General features: G+C 67.1%; 19 protein-coding genes. 7 read left to right on the top strand and 12 right to left on the bottom strand.

Annotated elements, in window-relative coordinates:
- Window positions 1-118: 118 nt before the first annotated feature.
- The 6 genes from BM113_RS00925 to BM113_RS00900 all read right to left on the bottom strand — a co-directional run bounded on the left by BM113_RS00925 (window position 119) and on the right by BM113_RS00900 (window position 5,195).
- On the bottom strand, window positions 119-472 hold the full coding sequence (locus tag BM113_RS00925) for a cupin domain-containing protein (protein ID WP_089784559.1): 354 nt from the start codon (window positions 470-472) through the stop codon (window positions 119-121).
- Between the two features lie 38 nt (window positions 473-510).
- Entirely contained in the window at window positions 511-1,485 is a 975-nt protein-coding gene (locus BM113_RS00920) for a hypothetical protein (protein ID WP_089784557.1), read from the bottom strand.
- A 136-nt stretch (window positions 1,486-1,621) separates the two neighbouring features.
- Window positions 1,622-2,668, bottom strand: coding sequence for a dipeptide epimerase (locus BM113_RS00915; protein ID WP_089784556.1), 1,047 nt, complete (start codon window positions 2,666-2,668; stop codon window positions 1,622-1,624).
- Window positions 2,665-3,684: an N-acetyltransferase DgcN family protein gene (locus BM113_RS00910; protein WP_089784554.1), complete on the bottom strand. Its 1,020-nt coding sequence runs from the start codon at window positions 3,682-3,684 to the stop codon at window positions 2,665-2,667. The genes BM113_RS00915 and BM113_RS00910 overlap by 4 nt, the downstream gene beginning before the upstream one ends.
- A gap of 111 nt (window positions 3,685-3,795) precedes the next feature.
- Window positions 3,796-4,758: a Vms1/Ankzf1 family peptidyl-tRNA hydrolase gene (locus BM113_RS00905; RefSeq protein ID WP_089784552.1), complete on the bottom strand. Its 963-nt coding sequence runs from the start codon at window positions 4,756-4,758 to the stop codon at window positions 3,796-3,798.
- Between the two features lie 29 nt (window positions 4,759-4,787).
- Complete coding sequence (locus tag BM113_RS00900) at window positions 4,788-5,195, bottom strand: DUF5802 family protein (protein ID WP_089784551.1); 408 nt, start codon at window positions 5,193-5,195, stop codon at window positions 4,788-4,790.
- A gap of 275 nt (window positions 5,196-5,470) precedes the next feature.
- Here BM113_RS00900 and BM113_RS00895 point away from each other — a divergent pair, with 275 nt between their 5' ends.
- Window positions 5,471-6,628 (top strand): hypothetical protein, encoded by a 1,158-nt coding sequence (locus BM113_RS00895; RefSeq protein ID WP_089784549.1) that lies wholly within the window; start codon window positions 5,471-5,473, stop codon window positions 6,626-6,628.
- A 223-nt stretch (window positions 6,629-6,851) separates the two neighbouring features.
- A complete protein-coding gene (locus tag BM113_RS00890) occupies window positions 6,852-7,529 on the top strand; it encodes an ArsR family transcriptional regulator (RefSeq protein WP_089784548.1) in 678 nt (225 codons plus the stop codon).
- 33 nt (window positions 7,530-7,562) lie between these two features.
- Here the strand turns inward: BM113_RS00890 and BM113_RS00885 are convergent, their stop codons facing one another.
- Entirely contained in the window at window positions 7,563-8,255 is a 693-nt protein-coding gene (locus BM113_RS00885) for a hypothetical protein (RefSeq protein ID WP_245757946.1), read from the bottom strand.
- A gap of 140 nt (window positions 8,256-8,395) precedes the next feature.
- Here BM113_RS00885 and BM113_RS00880 point away from each other — a divergent pair, with 140 nt between their 5' ends.
- The 4 genes from BM113_RS00880 to BM113_RS00865 all read left to right on the top strand — a co-directional run bounded on the left by BM113_RS00880 (window position 8,396) and on the right by BM113_RS00865 (window position 12,272).
- The gene (locus BM113_RS00880; protein ID WP_007142177.1) at window positions 8,396-8,593 is read left to right on the top strand and encodes a hypothetical protein; all 198 of its coding nucleotides are present in this window, start codon (window positions 8,396-8,398) and stop codon (window positions 8,591-8,593) included.
- Window positions 8,594-8,653: 60 nt separating this feature from the next.
- Entirely contained in the window at window positions 8,654-9,898 is a 1,245-nt protein-coding gene (gene gatD, locus BM113_RS00875) for a Glu-tRNA(Gln) amidotransferase subunit GatD (protein WP_089784544.1), read from the top strand.
- 7 nt (window positions 9,899-9,905) lie between these two features.
- A complete protein-coding gene (locus tag BM113_RS00870) occupies window positions 9,906-10,889 on the top strand; it encodes a GNAT family N-acetyltransferase (protein ID WP_089784542.1) in 984 nt (327 codons plus the stop codon).
- Window positions 10,890-11,015: 126 nt separating this feature from the next.
- Window positions 11,016-12,272 (top strand): sulfite oxidase, encoded by a 1,257-nt coding sequence (locus tag BM113_RS00865; protein ID WP_089784540.1) that lies wholly within the window; start codon window positions 11,016-11,018, stop codon window positions 12,270-12,272.
- 11 nt (window positions 12,273-12,283) lie between these two features.
- On the opposite strand, the gene BM113_RS00860 is transcribed toward BM113_RS00865, so the two are convergent.
- From BM113_RS00860 to BM113_RS00850, 3 genes are read right to left on the bottom strand one after another with little or no spacing between them, the layout of a single operon-like run.
- Window positions 12,284-12,568, bottom strand: coding sequence for a ubiquitin-like small modifier protein 1 (locus BM113_RS00860; RefSeq protein ID WP_089784539.1), 285 nt, complete (start codon window positions 12,566-12,568; stop codon window positions 12,284-12,286).
- 31 nt (window positions 12,569-12,599) lie between these two features.
- Window positions 12,600-13,802 (bottom strand): TrkA C-terminal domain-containing protein, encoded by a 1,203-nt coding sequence (locus tag BM113_RS00855; RefSeq protein ID WP_089784537.1) that lies wholly within the window; start codon window positions 13,800-13,802, stop codon window positions 12,600-12,602.
- The gene (locus tag BM113_RS00850) at window positions 13,799-15,082 is read right to left on the bottom strand and encodes a TrkA C-terminal domain-containing protein (protein ID WP_089784535.1); all 1,284 of its coding nucleotides are present in this window, start codon (window positions 15,080-15,082) and stop codon (window positions 13,799-13,801) included. Before BM113_RS00850 ends, BM113_RS00855 begins: the two co-directional genes overlap by 4 nt.
- A 105-nt stretch (window positions 15,083-15,187) precedes the next feature.
- Between BM113_RS00850 and BM113_RS00845 the strand changes: the two genes are divergently transcribed.
- On the top strand, window positions 15,188-16,378 hold the full coding sequence (locus tag BM113_RS00845; protein ID WP_177209071.1) for an NAD-binding protein: 1,191 nt from the start codon (window positions 15,188-15,190) through the stop codon (window positions 16,376-16,378).
- 321 nt (window positions 16,379-16,699) lie between these two features.
- On the opposite strand, the gene BM113_RS21720 is transcribed toward BM113_RS00845, so the two are convergent.
- Complete coding sequence (locus BM113_RS21720) at window positions 16,700-16,915, bottom strand: hypothetical protein (RefSeq protein ID WP_143095790.1); 216 nt, start codon at window positions 16,913-16,915, stop codon at window positions 16,700-16,702.
- Between the two features lie 317 nt (window positions 16,916-17,232).
- Window positions 17,233-17,706 (bottom strand): hypothetical protein, encoded by a 474-nt coding sequence (locus tag BM113_RS00840; protein WP_089785534.1) that lies wholly within the window; start codon window positions 17,704-17,706, stop codon window positions 17,233-17,235.
- Window positions 17,707-17,808: the final 102 nt, after the last annotated feature.

Raw genomic sequence — 17,808 nt, 5'->3', positions numbered from 1 at the left:
GGACCGCCCTCCGAGAAGTGCCAGTCGTGATCGGTCGGGTCGACTCGAGCATGTATCGACCGGAAAAGTCGATTCAGCCCCGGCCGCCGGACGGCGGAGGCGACCGATCGTCGAGCGCCTACAGCGGCGCGCCGACCAAAAGCAGTTTCGCGCGTTCGTCCCCTCCGTTGCGGATCTGGCGGCGCTCCTCGGGATCGAGCCGGATCGCCTCGTCGGCCTCGAGCGTCACCGTCTCGGCGACCTCACCGTCGTCGAAGACGTCCACCGCGACCTCGCCCTCGAGGACGTAGTAGACTTCTTCCTGGCCGGTCTCGGCCTCGTTGTGCGGTTTCCCCTCGCCGCTGGGGGCGAGCTCGAGTACCGTGACGCCGACGTGGTCCGCATCGAGTTCCTCCTTGAGGAACCACATGCCGCCGAATTCGTCGGGGACGACCGATTCCGGGTCGGTTTTGGCTACGGTGTCGTAACCCATGTTCGATCGATTATAGGTTGAGCCATAAATATGGGACGCTACCGGCGATTCGAAAGCGGCGACAGGTGCGCGAACGAGTCCGGCCTGCGGTCGGGGACGACCTCCTCGGGGAGGACGTCCCAGCCGAGGTCGTCTTCGCCCGGTTCCGCGTCGGTCTCGAACCCGGGGTCGTCGGCCGGCGGGCGCTCCCGGTACTCCGGCGGCGGCCCGTCGTGGGCGTAGACGCCCTCGGGGTGGTCGACGATCCAGACGTGCATCATGCACGGCGTCCGGCAGGGGAACTCGGCGTCCGTGTCGACGGTCACGTCCCCGTCGGCGTACTCGCGTTCGTAGACCTGCTGGTAGAACCACCACGCGAACCGGCCCGGTGCCCCGGCGTGATAGTGCCAGGGAGCACAGCGTGTCGGATCGTCCGCTGGGGGTTTCCCGTGTCCGTTACCGTGTCCGGAGCCGCCGTGCTCATCGCCGTCGCTAACCGTACCGTCCGCGTCGTATATCGTCGGCGGTTCGACCCGCTCGCCGTTCCGGGTCGCAATGAACATCACGCCGATCGAGCGCCAGGAGTGGTTGTCCACGAGGACCGCTTCGGGCCGCTCGGGGTCGACCACCCCCTCGTCGCCGATGTGTTCCGGGCTCAGCCAGTGGGACCACCCTTCGCCCCCGCCGAGCACGTCGAAGTAGGGCTTGAACCCCGCGTCGACCAACGCGCCGACGTCCGGATACCGGGTCTCGAGCGACGTGCGGACGGCTCGCTGCAGTTCCACGGTCTCCGGGTGGTCGTCAGTACAGCCCGCCGTACTCGAGTCCGCACAGTACCCCATACTCGGTTGCAGCGTCGCGTCGGGACAGCGCCGGTCGAACAGCGCCTGCGTTTCCCCCCGGGTCGCGGTTGCGGCTCCGGACGCCCCGACCCGACCGCTGCCCGCGACGGACAGCGTGACCGTGCCGGACGCGGCCCGTAGCACCGTTCGGCGCGACAGCCTCGACTCGTCGGTCTCGCCTGAGTCGTTCATGCCGGGGACGTCTCCACCGACCACCGTTGTAAACACTGTTGACGGTCGACCTGACAGTGTCCGGAACTGACGCTCTCGGTGCACTCGGCACGGAAACGAGGACGGAACCGGGCCGCGTCGGTTCTCGCCCGTTAGCTCACTCGAGGACGGCCCCAGTACCGGTCCGGTCGAGCGACTCGAGGTCGATTCGGCCGCCCGGCATCGGGACCCCGTCGTAGGGATCGTCGGCGAGCAGCAGGGAGCCGTCCAGGTCGGCGTAATCCAGCAGCGGCGCGAGGTGACAGGCCGCCGCGATCGAGGCGTTCGACTCGTTCATACAGCCACACATCACCTGCAGGCCGTGGGCGCGGGCGGTGTGGACGATCCGCTTTGCCTCCCGGAGGCCGCCACACTTCATCAGCTTCAGGTTCGCGATGTCACAGCGGTCCGCAATCCGTGGCACGTCCTCGACCGTGATACAGGATTCGTCGGCCGCGATCGGCAGCGCAGCGCGCTCGTAGACGAACTTCAGCCCCTCCGGATCCTCGGCCGGAACCGGTTGTTCGACGAACTCGAGGTCGTAGGCCGCGAGGGCGTCGATCTTGCGGACCGCTTCCCGCGGGGTCCAGGCTTCGTTGGCGTCGACGTACAGGCGGACCTCGTCGGCCGGCGCGACATCCCGGATCGTCTCGACGATCTCGAGGTCGCGGTCCGTGCCGAGTTTGACTTTCAGCGTGGTGTAGCCGCGCTCGAGGGCCGTCTCGGTCTTCTCCCGCATCGTCTCGGTGTCGTCGATCCCGATGGTGTAGGACGATTCGACGGTGTCGGCGGGATCGAGCCCCCAGTACTCGTACAGCGGCACCTCGAGTCGCTTCGCGACGAGGTCGTGGAGGGCGATGCTGACGGCACACCGGGCGGCCGGATTGCGTTCGACGGTCTCGCGTAGCCGGCGCTCGATGCGGTCGAGCCGGTGAGGGTCGCCGACCTCCTCGACGGCCGCGAGCAGGTCCGGGAGGACGGCCTCGATGGTGTCTGCGGTTTCCCCGTAGTGTGCGGAGGGGCCGGCTCCTCCGACGCCGACCGTCCCGTCCTCGTCCTCGATCCGGACGGTCACGACCTCCGTCTCCGTGGTCGTCCCCCGGGAGATCGTGAAGGGGAACTCCAGTGGGAGCCGCCGCCGGGTGAACGACGTCTCGAGGCTCATTCGAACAGCACCTCGAGCACCTCGTCGGTGTCGTACCGGATGACGTCCGTCGCCGGCGCGTCGAGTTCCGCGGCGAACTCGTCGACGGCACGCTCGGCGGCTTCATCCTCGAGGTCGGACGTGTTGAGCACCCCGGCGACGACGGCGGCGTCGCTGATCGGCGCGGCGAGGCTCTCGTAGAGGTCGACGTAGGTCGGGATCGACGGGAGGTCGAACGACTCGTAGCCGTGGACGACCTCGCGGCCGGCGTCGTGACAGAGCACGAGTCGGTCGGCCATCGAGCCGTGCAGGATGCCGCAGGTGACCGCCGAGTATGCGGGGTGGACGATGCTGCCCTGTCCCTCGACGAGCAGGTAGTCGTGCTCGTCGCCCTTTTCGAGGATCATCTCCTCGACCGCGCCGGCCGTGAAGTCGCTGACGACCCGGTCGATCGGGTTCCCCCAGCCCTCGATCATGATCCCGGTCTGACCCGTCGGGATGACGCCGACGTCGTAGCCCGCTTCCCGAGCGTCGCGGGCCAGTTCCATCGTCGTCGTCATCTTGCCGACCGAGCAGTCGGTGCCGACGGTCAGAACGATCTCCGCGTCGACGTCGCCCGCGACGCCCTCGGCGACCGTCAGGTCGTCGTCGGGCTTGCGGACGTCCCGGAGTTCACAGCCGTACTCGTCGGCCAGTTCGACGAACTCCTCGTCCTGGGAGAGGAAGTAGTGGAGACCGGAGATGACGTCACAGCCGTTCTCGAGCGCCGTTCGGACGTCGTCGCGCCAGCTCTCGTCGAAGCCGCCCCCGATCGGCGCGATACCGATCAGCAGGGCGTCGACGGCGTCCGCCTCGAGGTCGTCCATCCCCTCGACGATCGGTGCGTCCTGGACGTCGCCGACGTAGTCGGCAACGCGATCGCCGGCAGCGTCCCGGTCGAGAACCGCGACGACGTCGTCGTCGGCGTACCGGAGCACGCCGAGGGCCGTCTTGGCCCGGTCGGGGAACTTCTCGTGAGCGAGTATCGCGATACGCATATCGGGCACAAGGATCAGGGGGTACTTAACAGCGCCGTCCGCGGATCGAAAGACCCGACGGCGCCGCGACGAAGGGCCGACGAGAGGGGCGAGCGGCGACCGGTCCGCGGGCTACAGCACCCGCAGTTCCGTCGTCCAGAACGACCGGTAGGCGTCCTCGAGCGCCGCCTCCGGATCGCCGGTCGCATCGACCGCGGCGGTCGCCGCGGGCGCGGGGTCGACCGTCGTCTCCTCGGCGAGGGTCTCGACGACGCCGCGCTGGCCGGCGAGATACAGCCGGTCGACGGCCCCGTCGCCGACGCGCTCGCGGAGCGCCTCGCGGCACCGCTCGAGGTGGTCGTCGATCTGCTCGTCGCGGATCCGCTCGAACCGGGCCTGGGAGAAGCCGCCCTTGGAGTGGCTCCCCTTCACGTCGCTCTCGAACCCGTGGGTCTCGAGTCGCTCCTCGTCCTCGTAGATCCCGACCGCGAACAGGTCGGTGCGGACGAGCGCGAGCGCGTGACGGCCGGTCGGGCGAAACCACTCCCGCTCGAGGTCGAACCGGTCGTCCCAGACGGGCTCGCGGTCGGGCAATACGGGCGGATCGAGCGTAACCGAGACGAGGCCGGCGTCGTCGACACAGAGCAGGCACGGCGCGGCGTCGTCGACCAGCGCCAGCCGTTCGCGACCGAGCACGTCCTCGAGGTCGCCGTCGATGGCCCCCAGATCCTCGACACCGGGGCCGTCCGGGCTCCCGACGACGGCCGTCAGGGCACCCTCGGAGGCCGTCCGGAGCGAACCCAGACGATCGAGTACCTCGGCGAGCCGAGCGCCCCGGAGCCGTTCCCGGCGTCGGACCTCGAGCCCGGAGCCGTCGCCGTCGCTCTCCAGGCGCTCGAGTTCGCCCTCGAGCTGGGCGATCCGGTCCTCGAGCCGGTTGACCCGCTGTTCGGCCTCCTGTCTGGCGGTCGCCGCCTCGGCGCGTCGGTCGGATTCGGCCTCGTACTGGGCCTGCAGCCGTTCGTTCTCCGCCTCGAGTTCGTCGATTCGCTCCTTCAACGACGCGCGTCCGAGCAACTCGTCGAGGTCGAGCATTCGGACGAAAAGGCGAAGCGCGACTACTTCTAGGTACCGGCGTTCGGGACGTCGTCGCCGCTCGACGGGTCGTCCGCCGATTCCACGCCCGGCGGCTGCCAGCCGCCGGCGAACGAGAGCAGTTGCTGTGCCCGCTCGCGACGCGCGAGGAAGACTTCGCGGAGGGAGGGCGGGTTCCGCACGTCCGTCTCCTCGAGCATCGACTCGGGGACGGCGAGCGTGTTCGCGGGGACGCTCTCGTCGCCGTGGACCGGGAAATGCCGGGACTCGAGTTTCATCACCAGCGGCGAATCGAGTCGCTCGAGTCCGTCGCCGGTGGCGTACACGTGCTCGTTGATGCGTTCGTGCTGGTCGCTGTGCATGAACGCACGGTCCTCGTCGGTCGGCGTCACGTAGAGGCGTCCGAGATAGTAGCTACGCGAGAACACCTCGAACATGGTAACTATACACATGGCCTCGAGCGGGATAACTATTTGCGAACAGATTTAAGCCGTATTGCATTCAGCGTCGTCCCGCGGCGCCCTCGCGCTCGAGTTTCGCAGTCATCGACGACGGGAACTCACGACCGACCCTCGACCCGAATCTGGACGAGCAGCGGGCGATTGTGAGGGAGGGTTAAACGCTCGGAACGGATCTCATACCGTAACGGATCGGAGTAAACTGTGCGAACGAATATTCGCATTTTTAGTGGGTTCGGGCGAAAGGACACGTGATGATCCCGACTCGGACGGTCGTCCTTCTCGCGGTCACCGTCGTCGGCCTCTCGATCGCCCCGGTTGCAGCCGGTGCGGTCGCGGGGGCGTTCGCCGACGTCGAGACCGAAACGGGGGCGGATGCGGCGCTGGCGTCGACGGATTCCGATACCGACCAGGCCGCCAATACGACAGTTGCGACGTTCATGCAGTCGAGCGCCGCCGACACCCAGCGGTCGGTCGAGGCCGAGATGTTCGACGCCGAGTACGAACGCTCCGACGACGAGGAGCGAGCCGAACTGATCGCCAACCGTACCGACGACCTCGAGGATCGTCTCGCCCAACTCGAGGCCGAGCGGGCCGAACTGCGAAACGGGAGCGACGAGAACCTCTCGACCGGCGAGTATCAGGCCCGGATGGGGGAACTGACGGCGGAAATCGCGGCGCTCGAGCGGGAGATCGAGCGCACGAAACCACGAGCCGAGGCGGCCGGCCTGGGAAGTGACCGTCTCGAGACCCTCGAGAAGAACGCCTCGGAACTCGCCGGCCCCGACGTCAACGCGACGGCACGGGGTCTCGGTCTGGGAGCGTCCGGCGATGCACCGGGTGGGGGGCCGTCCGGGACCACGGGTGAAGGGAACGGGACGCCACCGGGCCAGGCGGATAACTCGACGCCTGGTGCGGATCCTGGCGGCCCACAGAACGGGACGGACGACGGCTCGCCGCCGGGTCAATCCGGCGATGCCGGCGATGCTCCGGGCCAGAACGCAGCCGGAGGAACAGATCAGGACGGTCAGAACGAGGGCGATAATGGCAACGAAAACGGCCAGCCCGCTGCTCCGCCGGGACAGAGCGGCGACGAAGACGACAGCGACGGGTCCAATTCTGCTCCCGGACAGGGCGGCGGAGACGGCAGCGACGAGTCCGATTCTGCTCCCGGACAGAGCGGTGGAGGCGACAGCGACGAGTCCGATTCTGCTCCCGGACAGAGCGGTGGAGGCGACAGCGACGGGTCCGATTCTGCTCCCGGACAGAGCGGTGGAGGCGACAGCGACGGGTCCGATTCTTCACCCGGACAGAACGACGGCGGAGACGACAGCGAAGACGACAGCGACGACCAGTCCGGCTCTGCTCCCGGACAGAACGACGGCGGAAACGGCGGTACTCCCGGACAATAGCCGCTCCGCTCGCTCCCAGGACGTCGACACCGAACCGACCGGGTCGACCGCGACCGCGCTGTACGATCGGTCCTGATTCTCGAACACGACGGTAGACGAGCCGACGGTTGCCGGAACCCGCCGCGAACATTACCACCGACCCGGCTGCGTCGGGCGGGCCGTTTTAATCGATTCCCGGGACGAGCAGACACCCTTTTCAGCGCCGATACCATACCCGCTATCGATGGACTCCGCCGCGTTGCTGGACTTGTTGGGAAACGAGAACCGGAGACGGATCCTCCGACTGCTCGCCCGGAAGCCCTGTTACGTTACCGAGATTTCCGACTACCTCGGCGTGAGTCCAAAGGCGGTCATCGAACACCTGCGGAAACTCGAGGAGGCGGGCCTGATCGAGAGCCGGATCGACGACCAGCGTCGGAAGTACTTCCACATCGCGCGCAACGTCCGGCTCGAGGTCACCGTCTCTCCGTACGGGTTCGCAAGCAAGAGTGCCTATCCGGCAAACAGTAGCTTCGACATCACGACCTGTCGGCACCTCTCGCTGGACGTCTCCCTCGAGCAGACCGACGACCTCGACGAGTTGCTCGAGGTGCTCGACGACCTCGAACAGCTCGAGAACGAACTCTCGCTCGCCCAGCGGTGGGTCCAGGGGCGGCTCTGTGACGTCCTCGACCGGATCTCCGAGGCGGTCGACGCCGGCCCGGAGAGCCGAATCTACGCGGACCTGCTGGCGAGCGTTCGCTCGGAGCCCAAATCGGTCGGCGAGCTGAGCGAGGACATCGATGCGCCCCGCGAGGTCGTCGCGGAACTGCTCGAGGCGATGGCCGACAACGGCGTCGTTCGGCGGACCGAGCGGGGCTGGGAGCTGACCCGGGAGGGGACACGGTCCCAGCAGTCGTAAGCCCGGGTCGGCCGTCACTCCGTTCTCGAGTCCTCAGTCGACATCACGGGAGAGTCCTGCCCGCAGATCCCGCCCGAAGTAGTAGCCGACGACGGTCGTCGCCAGACCGGCCGTCGCGCCGACCGCGAGGAGGATTTGCGTGTTGCCAGCCACCGCGAGCAACGGGTCGGTCACGAGCGTTACCAGCCCGCTCGAGAGGACGCCGGCGGCGGCCATCTCGAGGTAGCGTCGCTTCGACGCTAGGAGGCCGACGAGGAACGCGACGGCGAACATCCCGATCAGCCGGCCGGCGACGGGAATAACCGTGCCGCCGGCGAGGAGGCCGGCCCCGATCAGGAGGACCAGAGCGAGAAAGGCCTTCGGCGAGAAGAGGTCGCCACGCGAGACCAGTCCCGGACGCGGGAGGCTCGGGACGAAACGGGAGAGGGTCGACGAATCGTCGGGATCGGAGTCGGAGTCAGCGTCGGTCTCCGCGGCCGACGGTCCGGGATCGAGTTCGGGGTCGGGTTGGGGTTCGGACCCGACTTCGGGTGTCGAGCCGAGCCCGGCAGTCGAGGAGTCGTCGACGCCGCTCGCGCCGCCCAGTTCCGTCTCGGCTCCCGTCCCCGATCCCGCCTCCGTCTCCTCGAGCAATCGTTCCGTTTCCTCGAGGAGGTCCTCCGTCGAGCGGGAATCCCCGGACTCCCGCTCGCGGCTCTCGGTCAGTTCGTCCGAGCGGTCGCTCATGATCGAACGGACGCCCGCCGGGATCATGGGCCTTTCCCCGGGGAGCCACTGCACGGGCCGTAGCCGCCGCGACGCTGGCCTCCTTCGCGTCGTGACGACGCGACCGGCGTTTTATGCCCGGTGGGCTGGTACGACCGACAGTGAGTACGGAACTGATCGTGTTGGGGGCCATCGTGAGCGCCATCGCCATCGGGATTCTCACCGGCGCACGACACCTCTACTCCCGGCTCGATCTCCACGAGGAATCGCTCACTTCCATCCGACTGCTGACGGCGCTGATCGCCGGATTACTGCTCCTGACCGGCCTCGGTCTCATCGTCGTCGGCTTCGCGACGTAGCCGCCCGGCGGACGGCGGCGAAAGCGTGCCTTCAAGTCCGATGGCGCGCAACCCTCGCGCATGCAACCAGGCGATCGCGTTCGCGTCGACCGGGACGATCGCACGTACGAAGGCGTCTTGCTGCCCTCGAGTTCGGACGATCACCTCGTGGTCAAACTCGAAGGAGGGTACAACGTCGGCATCGATCGCGACGAGGCCGACGCGACGGTGCTCGAGGAGGACGTCTACGAGATCGACGGCGCGAGCGGCGACGACGGCGCCTCGGAGATCGAGTTCGACGACGACCTGCCGACGATCTCGCTGATCTCGACGGGCGGCACGATCGCCTCGACGGTCGACTACCGGACCGGCGCGGTGACGGCCCAGTTCGACGCCGAGGACGTCCTGCGTGCAGTGCCGGACCTCGCGGGCCGGGCGAACTACCGCGGCCGCGTCGTCGCGAACATCCTCTCGGAGAACATGGAGCCGCCGATCTGGCAGGACCTCGCGGAGGCGGTCCGCGAGGAGATCGAAGCGGGCGCGGACGGCGTCGTCGTCATGCACGGCACCGACACGATGCAGTACTCCGCCTCGGCGCTCGCGTTCATGCTCGAGACGCCGGTCCCGATCGTCTTTACCGGGTCCCAGCGGTCCGCCGATCGCCCCTCCTCGGACAACGTGATGAACGCCGTCTGTGCCGTCGAGGCCGCGAAAAGCGATTGTGCGGAAGTGCTCGTCTGTATGCACGGCTCCGAGAGCGACGACCGCTGTGCCCTCCACCGGGGTACCCGCGTCCGGAAGAACCACACCTCGCGACGCGACGCCTTCGAGACGATCGGCGCGGACCCGCTCGGCGAGGTCGACTACGAGTCCGAGGACGTCAGGTTCCACCGGGAGCACCGAACCCGAGACGACGGCGACCTCGCGCTCGAGGCCGACCTCGCGGAGGACGTCGAACTGCTCAAGTTCACGCCGGGGATGGACCCCGCGTTCCTCGACGTCGTCGAGGGGGCCGACGGGCTGGTCCTCGAGGGGACCGGGCTCGGCCACATTCACACCGACCTCATCCCGCGGATCGAGGAACTCGTCGACGACGGGACGACCGTCGTGATGACCAGCCAGTGTCTCGAGGGTCGGGTCTGTGACCGCGTCTACGATACGGGCCGGGACCTGCTCGAGGCCGGCGTCATCGAGGCCGGCGACACCCTGCCCGGGACGGCGAAGGTCAAACTCATGTGGGCGCTCGAGAACGCCGACGACGTCGAGGAGGCGATGAGCACGTCCCTGGCGGGCGAACTGCAGGAACGATCCGTCCCCTGGGAGTGAGCGATCGATGAGTCCGAACCCTTCGATCGAAGCGGATAGCGTGACGGATAGCGACGCCGACGAAATCCGGATCCGGCGGGCGACCCACGACGACTACGAGGGCGTCCGCGCGTTCACCGAGGACATCTGGGACGACCGCGGCGGCGACTACATCCCCGAGATCTACCACGACTGGCTCGAGGACGAGGACGAACGCGACGAGAAGAAGACCTTCCTCGCGACGGTCGAGGAGACGCCGGTCGGCATCGTCCAGGCCGTGCTGCTCTCGCCCGACGAGGCCTGGTTCCAGGGGATCCGGGTGGCGGCCGACTACCGCGGACGGGGGATCAGCCGCCGGCTCAACGAGGCCTGCTTCGAGTGGGCCCGCGAGCGCGGGGCGACGGTCGGACGGATCCTGATCCACTCCTGGAACACCGCCTCCTTCGCGGCGGCCCGCTCGAGCGGGTTCGAGCCGGTCACGCAGTTCCGCTTTGCCGAACCGGACCCCGACCCGGACGCGGGCGTCGACCCCGGCGCGGGGCCGGCGCGGGTCACGAGCGACCCCCACGCCGCGTGGCGCTACTGGACCCACAGCGACGCCCGCGAGCGCCTCGAGGGCCTCGGAATGGCACCGGAAGAGACGTGGGCGCTGCGGGAACTGACGCGGGCCGACTTCGAACGACTCGCAGACGAAACTGCCGTCTTCGCCCTCGAGCGCGGGGACGGGCTGGCGGCGACGGCCTACCGGAACCGCACTTACGACCGCGAGAACGACGATGACGACGGCACCGAGACGACGTGGGCCGAGTACGGCGTCGCCGGCTGGGAGGACGCCGACGCGGCCCGGGCGCTGTTCGCGGCGATCTCTCGCGACGCCGCGGCGGTCGGCGCCGACGAGACCCGCGTGTTGATCCCCGAGACGACCCGCTTCGTCACGGACGCCGCCTACGCCGGGGCCGGTCTGGCGGAGGAGCCGGACTTCGTGCTCGGTATCGACCTGACAGCCCGTTAGCGTCTCCGGGTTTCGGCCGCCGGCGCCTCGAGCGCGAGTAGTTCTCCCCTTCTCGACGTTCCGTCCCGGTTCGTCGGCTACCGTCGGCAGGCAACGATACTTACCGCCAGCCGTGGTGGAGCGGGTATGGTCGCCGAGCACCCACGAGAAACCCGACACGAAGAGATCGACGCGATCGTGGAGGCGAAAGCCGGCGGTGTCAGTCCGGTTCGCGACGAGGCGGACAAGTACACCGTCGTCGGCGCCGCCGACCGGAGCACGTTCGCGGACTGGCTGACGCCGATAGAGGAACACTTCGTCTGCCACCGGAACGATATCCCGGATGTCGACGAGACTGCGTGGACCGTCTCGCTGGCCGGCCAGCTCGAGGGCAGCCTCACCATGTCGGCCCTCCGCGAGGAGTACCCGACCGTGGCGGTCGCCCATACGATGGAGTGTGCCGGCAACGGGCGCGGCCAGCACGAGCCCGAAACGGGCAGCGTCCAGTGGGGCTTCGACGCGGCGGCGACCGCAATCTGGACCGGCACGCCGGTCCGTTCGATCCTCCGGGACTTCGGGGTCGACGACGTCGAGGGCCGCTGGCTGACTGCCGTCGGCGGCGACCGGTCCGACGGCGACGACGTGTTCGCCCGGTCGATTCCGCTCGAGAAGGCATTCGAGGACGCCGTCCTCGCCTACGGGATGAACGGCGAGGCACTGCCCCGGGAGCACGGCTATCCGGTTCGGTTGATCGTCCCCGGCTGGTACGGCGTCAACAACGTCAAGTGGGTCGAAGAGCTGCGAGTCGCGGACGGGATGGTCGTCGACGGAGCGCTCGACCGTCCGGGCGATCACGCCGTCTGGCACCAGGAGTCCTATCGCATCCACCCCGAAGGAGTCGACCCGGAGGAGCGCGAGACAGTGCCCACGACCGACACCTGGGAGCAACTCGAGGGCGCGGTCGACCATCCCTACACCTTCGACGCGAACGTGATGTCGGTGATCGGCGCGCCGGACGGACGGTCAGCGGTGGCGCCGGACCCGGACGGGCGGGTCGAGATCGGGGGCGTCGCCTGGGCCGGCGACGACGCCGTCGAACGGGTCGAGGTGTCGACCGACGGCGGCGGGACGTGGGACGACGCGGAGCTGTTCGGTCCCGACTACGCCGGCGCGTGGCGACTGTTCCGGTACGACTGGGTGGCCGAACCCGGACCCGGTACTCACACGCTGCTGTCGCGGGCGACCGACGCGGAGGGGCGCAGACAGCCGGCTCGCATCTCCGAGCCTGACGCCTGGCGTGACGCGCTCGAGGACGACGCGTTCCCGTGGAACGAGGGCGGGTACGCCGCGAACGCGTACGAGCCGAACGGCCTGACGGTCGAGGTCCTTGCCCCGGAGGAGTGAGCCGTAGAGGGTTAGCCGCCGCTGACCGGCGGGAACAGCGCCAGTTCGTCGCCGTCCTCGAGTTCCGTCTCCAGCCCTTCCTCCTCGATCAGGACGTTCGTCCCGTTGCGGAGGACGTTGATCTGGGAGCGCAGGTCGCCCTCCTCGTCCAGGACGCGGTCCTCGAGGTCGGATCGATCCGCGAGCAGTTCCTCGAGGGCGTCGCCGACGGTGTCGCCGGCGGCGGCCTCGACGGTGACGCGTTTCTCCCCTGCGCGTTCGGCGAGGTCGGCGAACAGTTTCCACTCCGTGGCCATGAGTGGCGGTATCCGTGCCGGAGGCAAGTAGCTACCGCTCCCGGCGGATCGCTTCGTTCGCGTCCCCGATGCGATCCAGCGTTTCGGGTCGACCCAGCACGTAGACCGTATCGCCGGTCTGGAGCCTGGTTTCGTCGGACGGAACCGGAACGATAGGCCCGGATTCGGCTTCGCCTTCGTTCGTCGCCTCGCCGCCCCGCTGGAGGACCAGTACGAACCCCGGCAGGGAGCCGACGGTCGTCCCCGAAAGGGGATCGGTCGCGTCGACGGTGCGGGTCGTCACCGCCTCCTCGGCCGCCCGGAGCAGCGAGACGAGTTCCCGCTCGCCGCCGGGGGTACCGGGAAGCGTCACGAGCCGATAGTCGGCGTCGGCCTCGAGGGCGGCGGCGTCCTCCGCGTCGAGGGCGACGGTGGCAGTGTCGCCCGCGACTCCCCTGAGTTCCCCTTCGGCGAGCGGCCGTGTCGACCCGCCGTCCTGCGACCAGATTCCGACGGCATCGCCGGGGCTCGCGTCGGGCGCGGGGTCACCGCGGAGCGCGACCGCGACCGTCTCCGGGCCGAGCGTCGGCCCGATTCCCGTGGGCCGGCCGCCGACCGCCAGCGACGCGACGGTTCCGTCGTCGCCGATCTCGACCTCGACGTGTCCGACCCCGTAATCGTGCTCGAGACGGGCGATCAGGCGTTCGCGCAACTGCTCGGTCGAGAGACGGCGCGGGAGCAGAAACGTCTGCCCGGCCAGTTCGTCCGCCGTGGCGGGGTCGATCGGGTCGTAGCCGTCGACGTCGTCGATCTCGGCCGGGAGTTCGACGGCGACGACCCGCCCAGCCGTCCGGACGAGTTGTCCGACGTCGTCGATCGTCCGCGAACCGGCCATCCAGCGGACGTCCCGGGCGAGGTAGTCGCCGAGTCGGCGGCCGCCGTCGGCGGCGATCGCGCTGGCGACGAACGCGACGATCGTAAAGACGGCGGTCTCGGCGTCGAGCAGCGACGTCGACCCGATGATCGCGTCCTGCAACGCGCTCTGGGTGTTCAGCCAGATCGCAACCGGCGCGATGCCGACCAGGATCGCCACGCCCTCCGGGAGCGAATCCGCGCTGTACCACCGGAACGCGGCCGCCGCAGAAGTCGCCGTTGCGCCGGCCAGCAGCGTAAACGAGAACAGCCTGACGAGCGCATCGAACAGCACTTCCGAAGGGACCTGTCCCGGTATCGACGCGGCCTGCACGGCGATCATGGCTTCGTCGCCTCCTCGAACGTCGCTATCGAGTCCGACGGCCCCGTAACGAAGACCTCGTCCCCGGGATCGAGCCCGGACTCGAGGTCGGGCGCGAACGTCCACCCGCTCCTGTGACCGTCGGCAGTGACGTTCTGGCGACGAACCGCGAGGATCGTCACGTCGGTCGGAGTGGACTCGACGGTTTCGTCCGCAGTCGTCCCCGTGATTCTGCCGGCCGTGTCGACGGTGAGCCGGCGGATCGCGTACCCGGCCCGCTTGACCAGCGCGAGGGCCTCGAACTCCCGGCTCGTGCCCCGCGAACGGACGATCAGGCGCGGTCGATCCGCTTCGAGGAGTGGCCTGACGTCCCAGCGAGGGACGGCGACGGCCACCCGTCCGGGGCCGCCGACGGCTCCAGTCGACCGGCTCGGCTTCGTGGCCGGCGCGATCTCGCCCGTTTCCGTCTCCGTTCCACCGTCCCCGTCCGTCGCGGTCGCCTCGATCGCGTCCCCCGTTCCGACCGCCTCCGCCCCGTCCGCGTCCCCGTCGCTTCGGACGCTCAGAACGGTCCCCGTGATCGACCGACTGTCGAGGCGGATCGCAACCGAGTCGCCGCGAGCCAGGCCGGTCGGGACGAGCGTCGTCAGCGAGACCGCTTGCGCTCGCTCCGGGACCCGCCGCGAGAGGGTTCCCGTGGGGGGAGCCGCGGCGATCGTCGCCCCGGCCCGTTCGTCGATCCTCACCTCGACGTCCGTGAGGTCGTACTCGGTCCGCAACCGTTCCTCGAGTCGAACCTCGAGTTCCGACAGCGGAAGGTCGGCCGGAAGCCGCCAGGACCCGCTCTCGAGCGAGCGCCGAAGTTCGGGCGACAACGGCGGGTAGCCTTCCATGTCCCGGATCTCGCCGGTCGGTCGAACGGTCACTTGCCCCATCGAACCGACGAGTTCGACGACGTCGGCCGAAAGCGTCCGCTGGCGGAGCGCGGTCAGCGAGACCCGGTGGGGGAGTTCCGCGCCGAGTTTGTCGCCCTGGTTGTGGGCGTAGAGCGCGAGCATGAGTACGACGAGGACCGCGACCAGCAACCGCGGCGACTGCGCGATCGTCGGTTCCACGAGTCCGAGGAGGCCGCCCTGGATGCTGGCGATCGACAGCGCGAGCACGACGACGCCGAACCCGGGGAGTGTCACCCCGGTGAAATATCGGACCAGAAACCCGAGCGATCCGGAGACGAACGCCGGAACGATACCGGTGAGCAGGCCGAGATAGAGCCCGAGCAGTACTTCGACCGGAAGCGCCATTGTCGACGGGTCGTGCGGGATCCGTAAACGTGTACCGGAAGGAAGGTTCGAGCGGGAACGGCCGAAGAACGAAGACGTTTATAACGACGAGGCGGAGCGGAGAGTATGGCCGATTCCCGGTCGCCTCGAGCGGGAGCGGGGCTCCCCCGACGGATCCTCTCGGCACGTGCAGCCGTGCTGCTCGCGATGACGGTCGCCTTGCTCTCGGTCGCGACGGCCATCGTCAACATCGGGACCGATACCGTCTACGGGCCGCTCGCCCCGCTCCTGCCGGACGCCGTCCGGAACGCCGCGGGCTTTACCGGCGCGCTGACGGGCTTTCTGATGGTCGGGAGCGCGCTCGCGCTCCGGCGCGGGCTGCGGGCCGGCTGGTGGGCGACGCTGCTGTTGTTGCCCCTGACCGCGGCCCAGGGGCTGCTCCAGGCCAGCCCGTACTCGTTCCCGCTCGTGGTCGTCTCGCTGGTCGCGATTCCCCTCCTGCTGGTCACCCGAAACCGGTTCACCAGCTCGCTGTCGCTGTCGACCACCCAGGTAGCCGCCGGAGCCGCGCTGGTCGGCGTCCAGTTCTACGGCACCATCGGCGGCTACGCCCTGCGGGAGCACTTCGACGCCATCGATACCGTCCTCGATGCCTTCTACTTCACGCTGATCACCTCGAGCACGGTCGGTTACGGCGACGTAACGCCGAACCCGGACTCGACGGAGGCGATGCTGTTTACCATGTCGGTGCTGGTACTGGGGGTGGCCAGTTTCGGTATCGCGATCGGGGCGCTCGTCGGCCCCGCGATCCAGGCGAGAATCACGAAGACACTGGGAAAGATGACCGACTCCGAACTCGAACTGCTCGAGGATCACCTCCTCGTGCTGGGCTATAGCAAACTGACGGAACCGATCGTCGACGAACTCGCCGCGAGCGGTCGGCAGTTCGTCGTCGTAACGAACGATCACGACACGGCGGAGAAACTCGGCGAGCGCGATGTATCGGTGGTCACGGGCGATCCGAGCGACGAAGGGCCGCTCGAGCGTGCGAAGATCACCCGCGCGTCGGGGATCGTCGTCGCGACCGAGGAGGACGCACAGGACGCGCTGGCGATCCTGACGGCCCGGCAACTCGCGCCGGACGCACGAATCGTCGCGGCCGCGACCGACCGGGAGAACACGAAGAAACTCGAGCACGCGGGCGCGGACACCGTGATCAGTCCGTCGGTGCTGGGGGGACACCTGCTGATCCGTTCGGCGCTCGGCGACCACGACTCGGAACTGATCGAGCGGATCCTCGAGGGTGAAAAGAAGTAGCCGCGGTCCGATCGTTACCAGTAGATAGCAGCACGATTTCTGTATTCAGAATTCTATTCGAAACTGACTCGGGCCGTTCGGTCACTACGCAGGTGTAGTGAGCGGCTGGTTCAGCGATTCCGGCGCGAAAGAAACAGGGTTGCGGTGCTGCACTCCTGATTTAGATTCAGCACGCAGTTTCTGACAGATTCTGAGTACGACGTTCAATGTCTGCTGAATAGAGCGCGCGAATGCAGCACGAACCGAGTACCGATCTGCGAGAGTCCGAATCAGTCAGTACAGAGAACAAGTGAATATAAACGAATATTAAAACTTCATAGGCTAATCCCTATCCGTATTTTCGATGTTTTCGATGTTTTCGATATGCTCCGCAGCAACTCCAACACCCCCAAGCAATAATGCCAAAAACATTATTACTCCACTAGCCTCGTATGAGAAACCGGACAACTGCGGACGAACCGTATTGCTTACTTCGTGAAAACCGCCATACAGCATTAAAATTATAGCAAGACGCTGTACGGACGTACCAGTGACCATGATTCTCAGTATTCATTAAGCCGTAGACATAAATCTTCGGAGACTCTGTTCGCAGGTCAATTGGTTGTCTGATTCATCAAAGTTTGATTGGAATATAGAGGGGGCGGTTTACTGCATCCATGCTCTCTATTCAGCAGGTAGATTCTGATAGAATTGAAGTAGAACGTTCAGTCTCTGCTGAATATAGGGCGCGAATGTTGCACTCGGTAGAGCGCGATCCGCATAAAGGGTCGAAAGCTCAGTACAGAGCGCGAATGTGGCACGAACCGAAGGTGATCAACACCAAAGATCGGAAGTCAGTACAGCCGGTCCAACCGTCAATTTGCAGGGAGCCGTCTTGACAGCCAAGAAATAGTGGTTCCGATAATGTACCCCCCGGTTCCAAGGATGAGCGAATAGACGAAGCCAGATGTAACGCCCTGCTCGATTCCCCCAGTTAATTCTGCATATGCAGATGTATTTCCATAATCCAAGAGCCGGGGATACGTATATCGAGACGCCATTTCCCAGTTGCCAGTGAGATAGCCGATGAGCGGTGGAAAGACGAAATACCAGAAGGCGAACAGCCACAGCGCACCGATAGTCGGGAAGAGCCCCGCCTTCAGTACTCCCCCTGCAACGGCGATGACGAGTGCCACTCCGATCCAGCCAGGGGAGATATCGATGTCCAGCAATCCGAGGACGAACCCGGCTGAGAAGAGTAGTGCGAGGCCGATCACGGCCAGTAGGAGAAGACCTCTCTTCCGCTGTCTCCCAACAACGTGCGGCCAGAACTGGCCGAGATCACTCATTATAAGATGAGAGGAGATTGCCATCAATAATCTTTCTGGAGACGAGGGCTATCTCTCACTTCCAGCCTGTGGCTGGTTCCAATTCTGCGTGAAACAAACGCT

Source organism: Natronobacterium haloterrestre (assembly GCF_900112205.1).
GTDB lineage: Archaea > Halobacteriota > Halobacteria > Halobacteriales > Natrialbaceae > Natronobacterium > Natronobacterium haloterrestre.
Note: the sequence above shows the minus strand (reverse complement) of the source record. Positions and strands in the feature narration are given on the sequence as shown.

Coding starts and splice junctions, on each gene's coding strand:
- BM113_RS00890 (WP_089784548.1), top strand. CDS start 6,852: ATGGACTCCGCCGCGTTGCTGGACTTGTTGGGAAACGAGAACCGGAGA.
- BM113_RS00895 (WP_089784549.1), top strand. CDS start 5,471: ATGATCCCGACTCGGACGGTCGTCCTTCTCGCGGTCACCGTCGTCGGC.
- BM113_RS21720 (WP_143095790.1), bottom strand. CDS start 16,915: ATGGTCACTGGTACGTCCGTACAGCGTCTTGCTATAATTTTAATGCTG.
- BM113_RS00865 (WP_089784540.1), top strand. CDS start 11,016: ATGGTCGCCGAGCACCCACGAGAAACCCGACACGAAGAGATCGACGCG.
- BM113_RS00915 (WP_089784556.1), bottom strand. CDS start 2,668: ATGAGCCTCGAGACGTCGTTCACCCGGCGGCGGCTCCCACTGGAGTTC.
- BM113_RS00925 (WP_089784559.1), bottom strand. CDS start 472: ATGGGTTACGACACCGTAGCCAAAACCGACCCGGAATCGGTCGTCCCC.
- BM113_RS00870 (WP_089784542.1), top strand. CDS start 9,906: ATGAGTCCGAACCCTTCGATCGAAGCGGATAGCGTGACGGATAGCGAC.
- BM113_RS00920 (WP_089784557.1), bottom strand. CDS start 1,485: ATGAACGACTCAGGCGAGACCGACGAGTCGAGGCTGTCGCGCCGAACG.
- BM113_RS00860 (WP_089784539.1), bottom strand. CDS start 12,568: ATGGCCACGGAGTGGAAACTGTTCGCCGACCTCGCCGAACGCGCAGGG.
- BM113_RS00910 (WP_089784554.1), bottom strand. CDS start 3,684: ATGCGTATCGCGATACTCGCTCACGAGAAGTTCCCCGACCGGGCCAAG.
- gatD (WP_089784544.1), top strand. CDS start 8,654: ATGCAACCAGGCGATCGCGTTCGCGTCGACCGGGACGATCGCACGTAC.
- BM113_RS00905 (WP_089784552.1), bottom strand. CDS start 4,758: ATGCTCGACCTCGACGAGTTGCTCGGACGCGCGTCGTTGAAGGAGCGA.
- BM113_RS00840 (WP_089785534.1), bottom strand. CDS start 17,706: ATGAGTGATCTCGGCCAGTTCTGGCCGCACGTTGTTGGGAGACAGCGG.
- BM113_RS00850 (WP_089784535.1), bottom strand. CDS start 15,082: ATGGCGCTTCCGGTCGAAGTACTGCTCGGGCTCTATCTCGGCCTGCTC.
- BM113_RS00855 (WP_089784537.1), bottom strand. CDS start 13,802: ATGATCGCCGTGCAGGCCGCGTCGATACCGGGACAGGTCCCTTCGGAA.
- BM113_RS00900 (WP_089784551.1), bottom strand. CDS start 5,195: ATGTTCGAGGTGTTCTCGCGTAGCTACTATCTCGGACGCCTCTACGTG.
- BM113_RS00885 (WP_245757946.1), bottom strand. CDS start 8,255: ATGAGCGACCGCTCGGACGAACTGACCGAGAGCCGCGAGCGGGAGTCC.
- BM113_RS00845 (WP_177209071.1), top strand. CDS start 15,188: ATGGCCGATTCCCGGTCGCCTCGAGCGGGAGCGGGGCTCCCCCGACGG.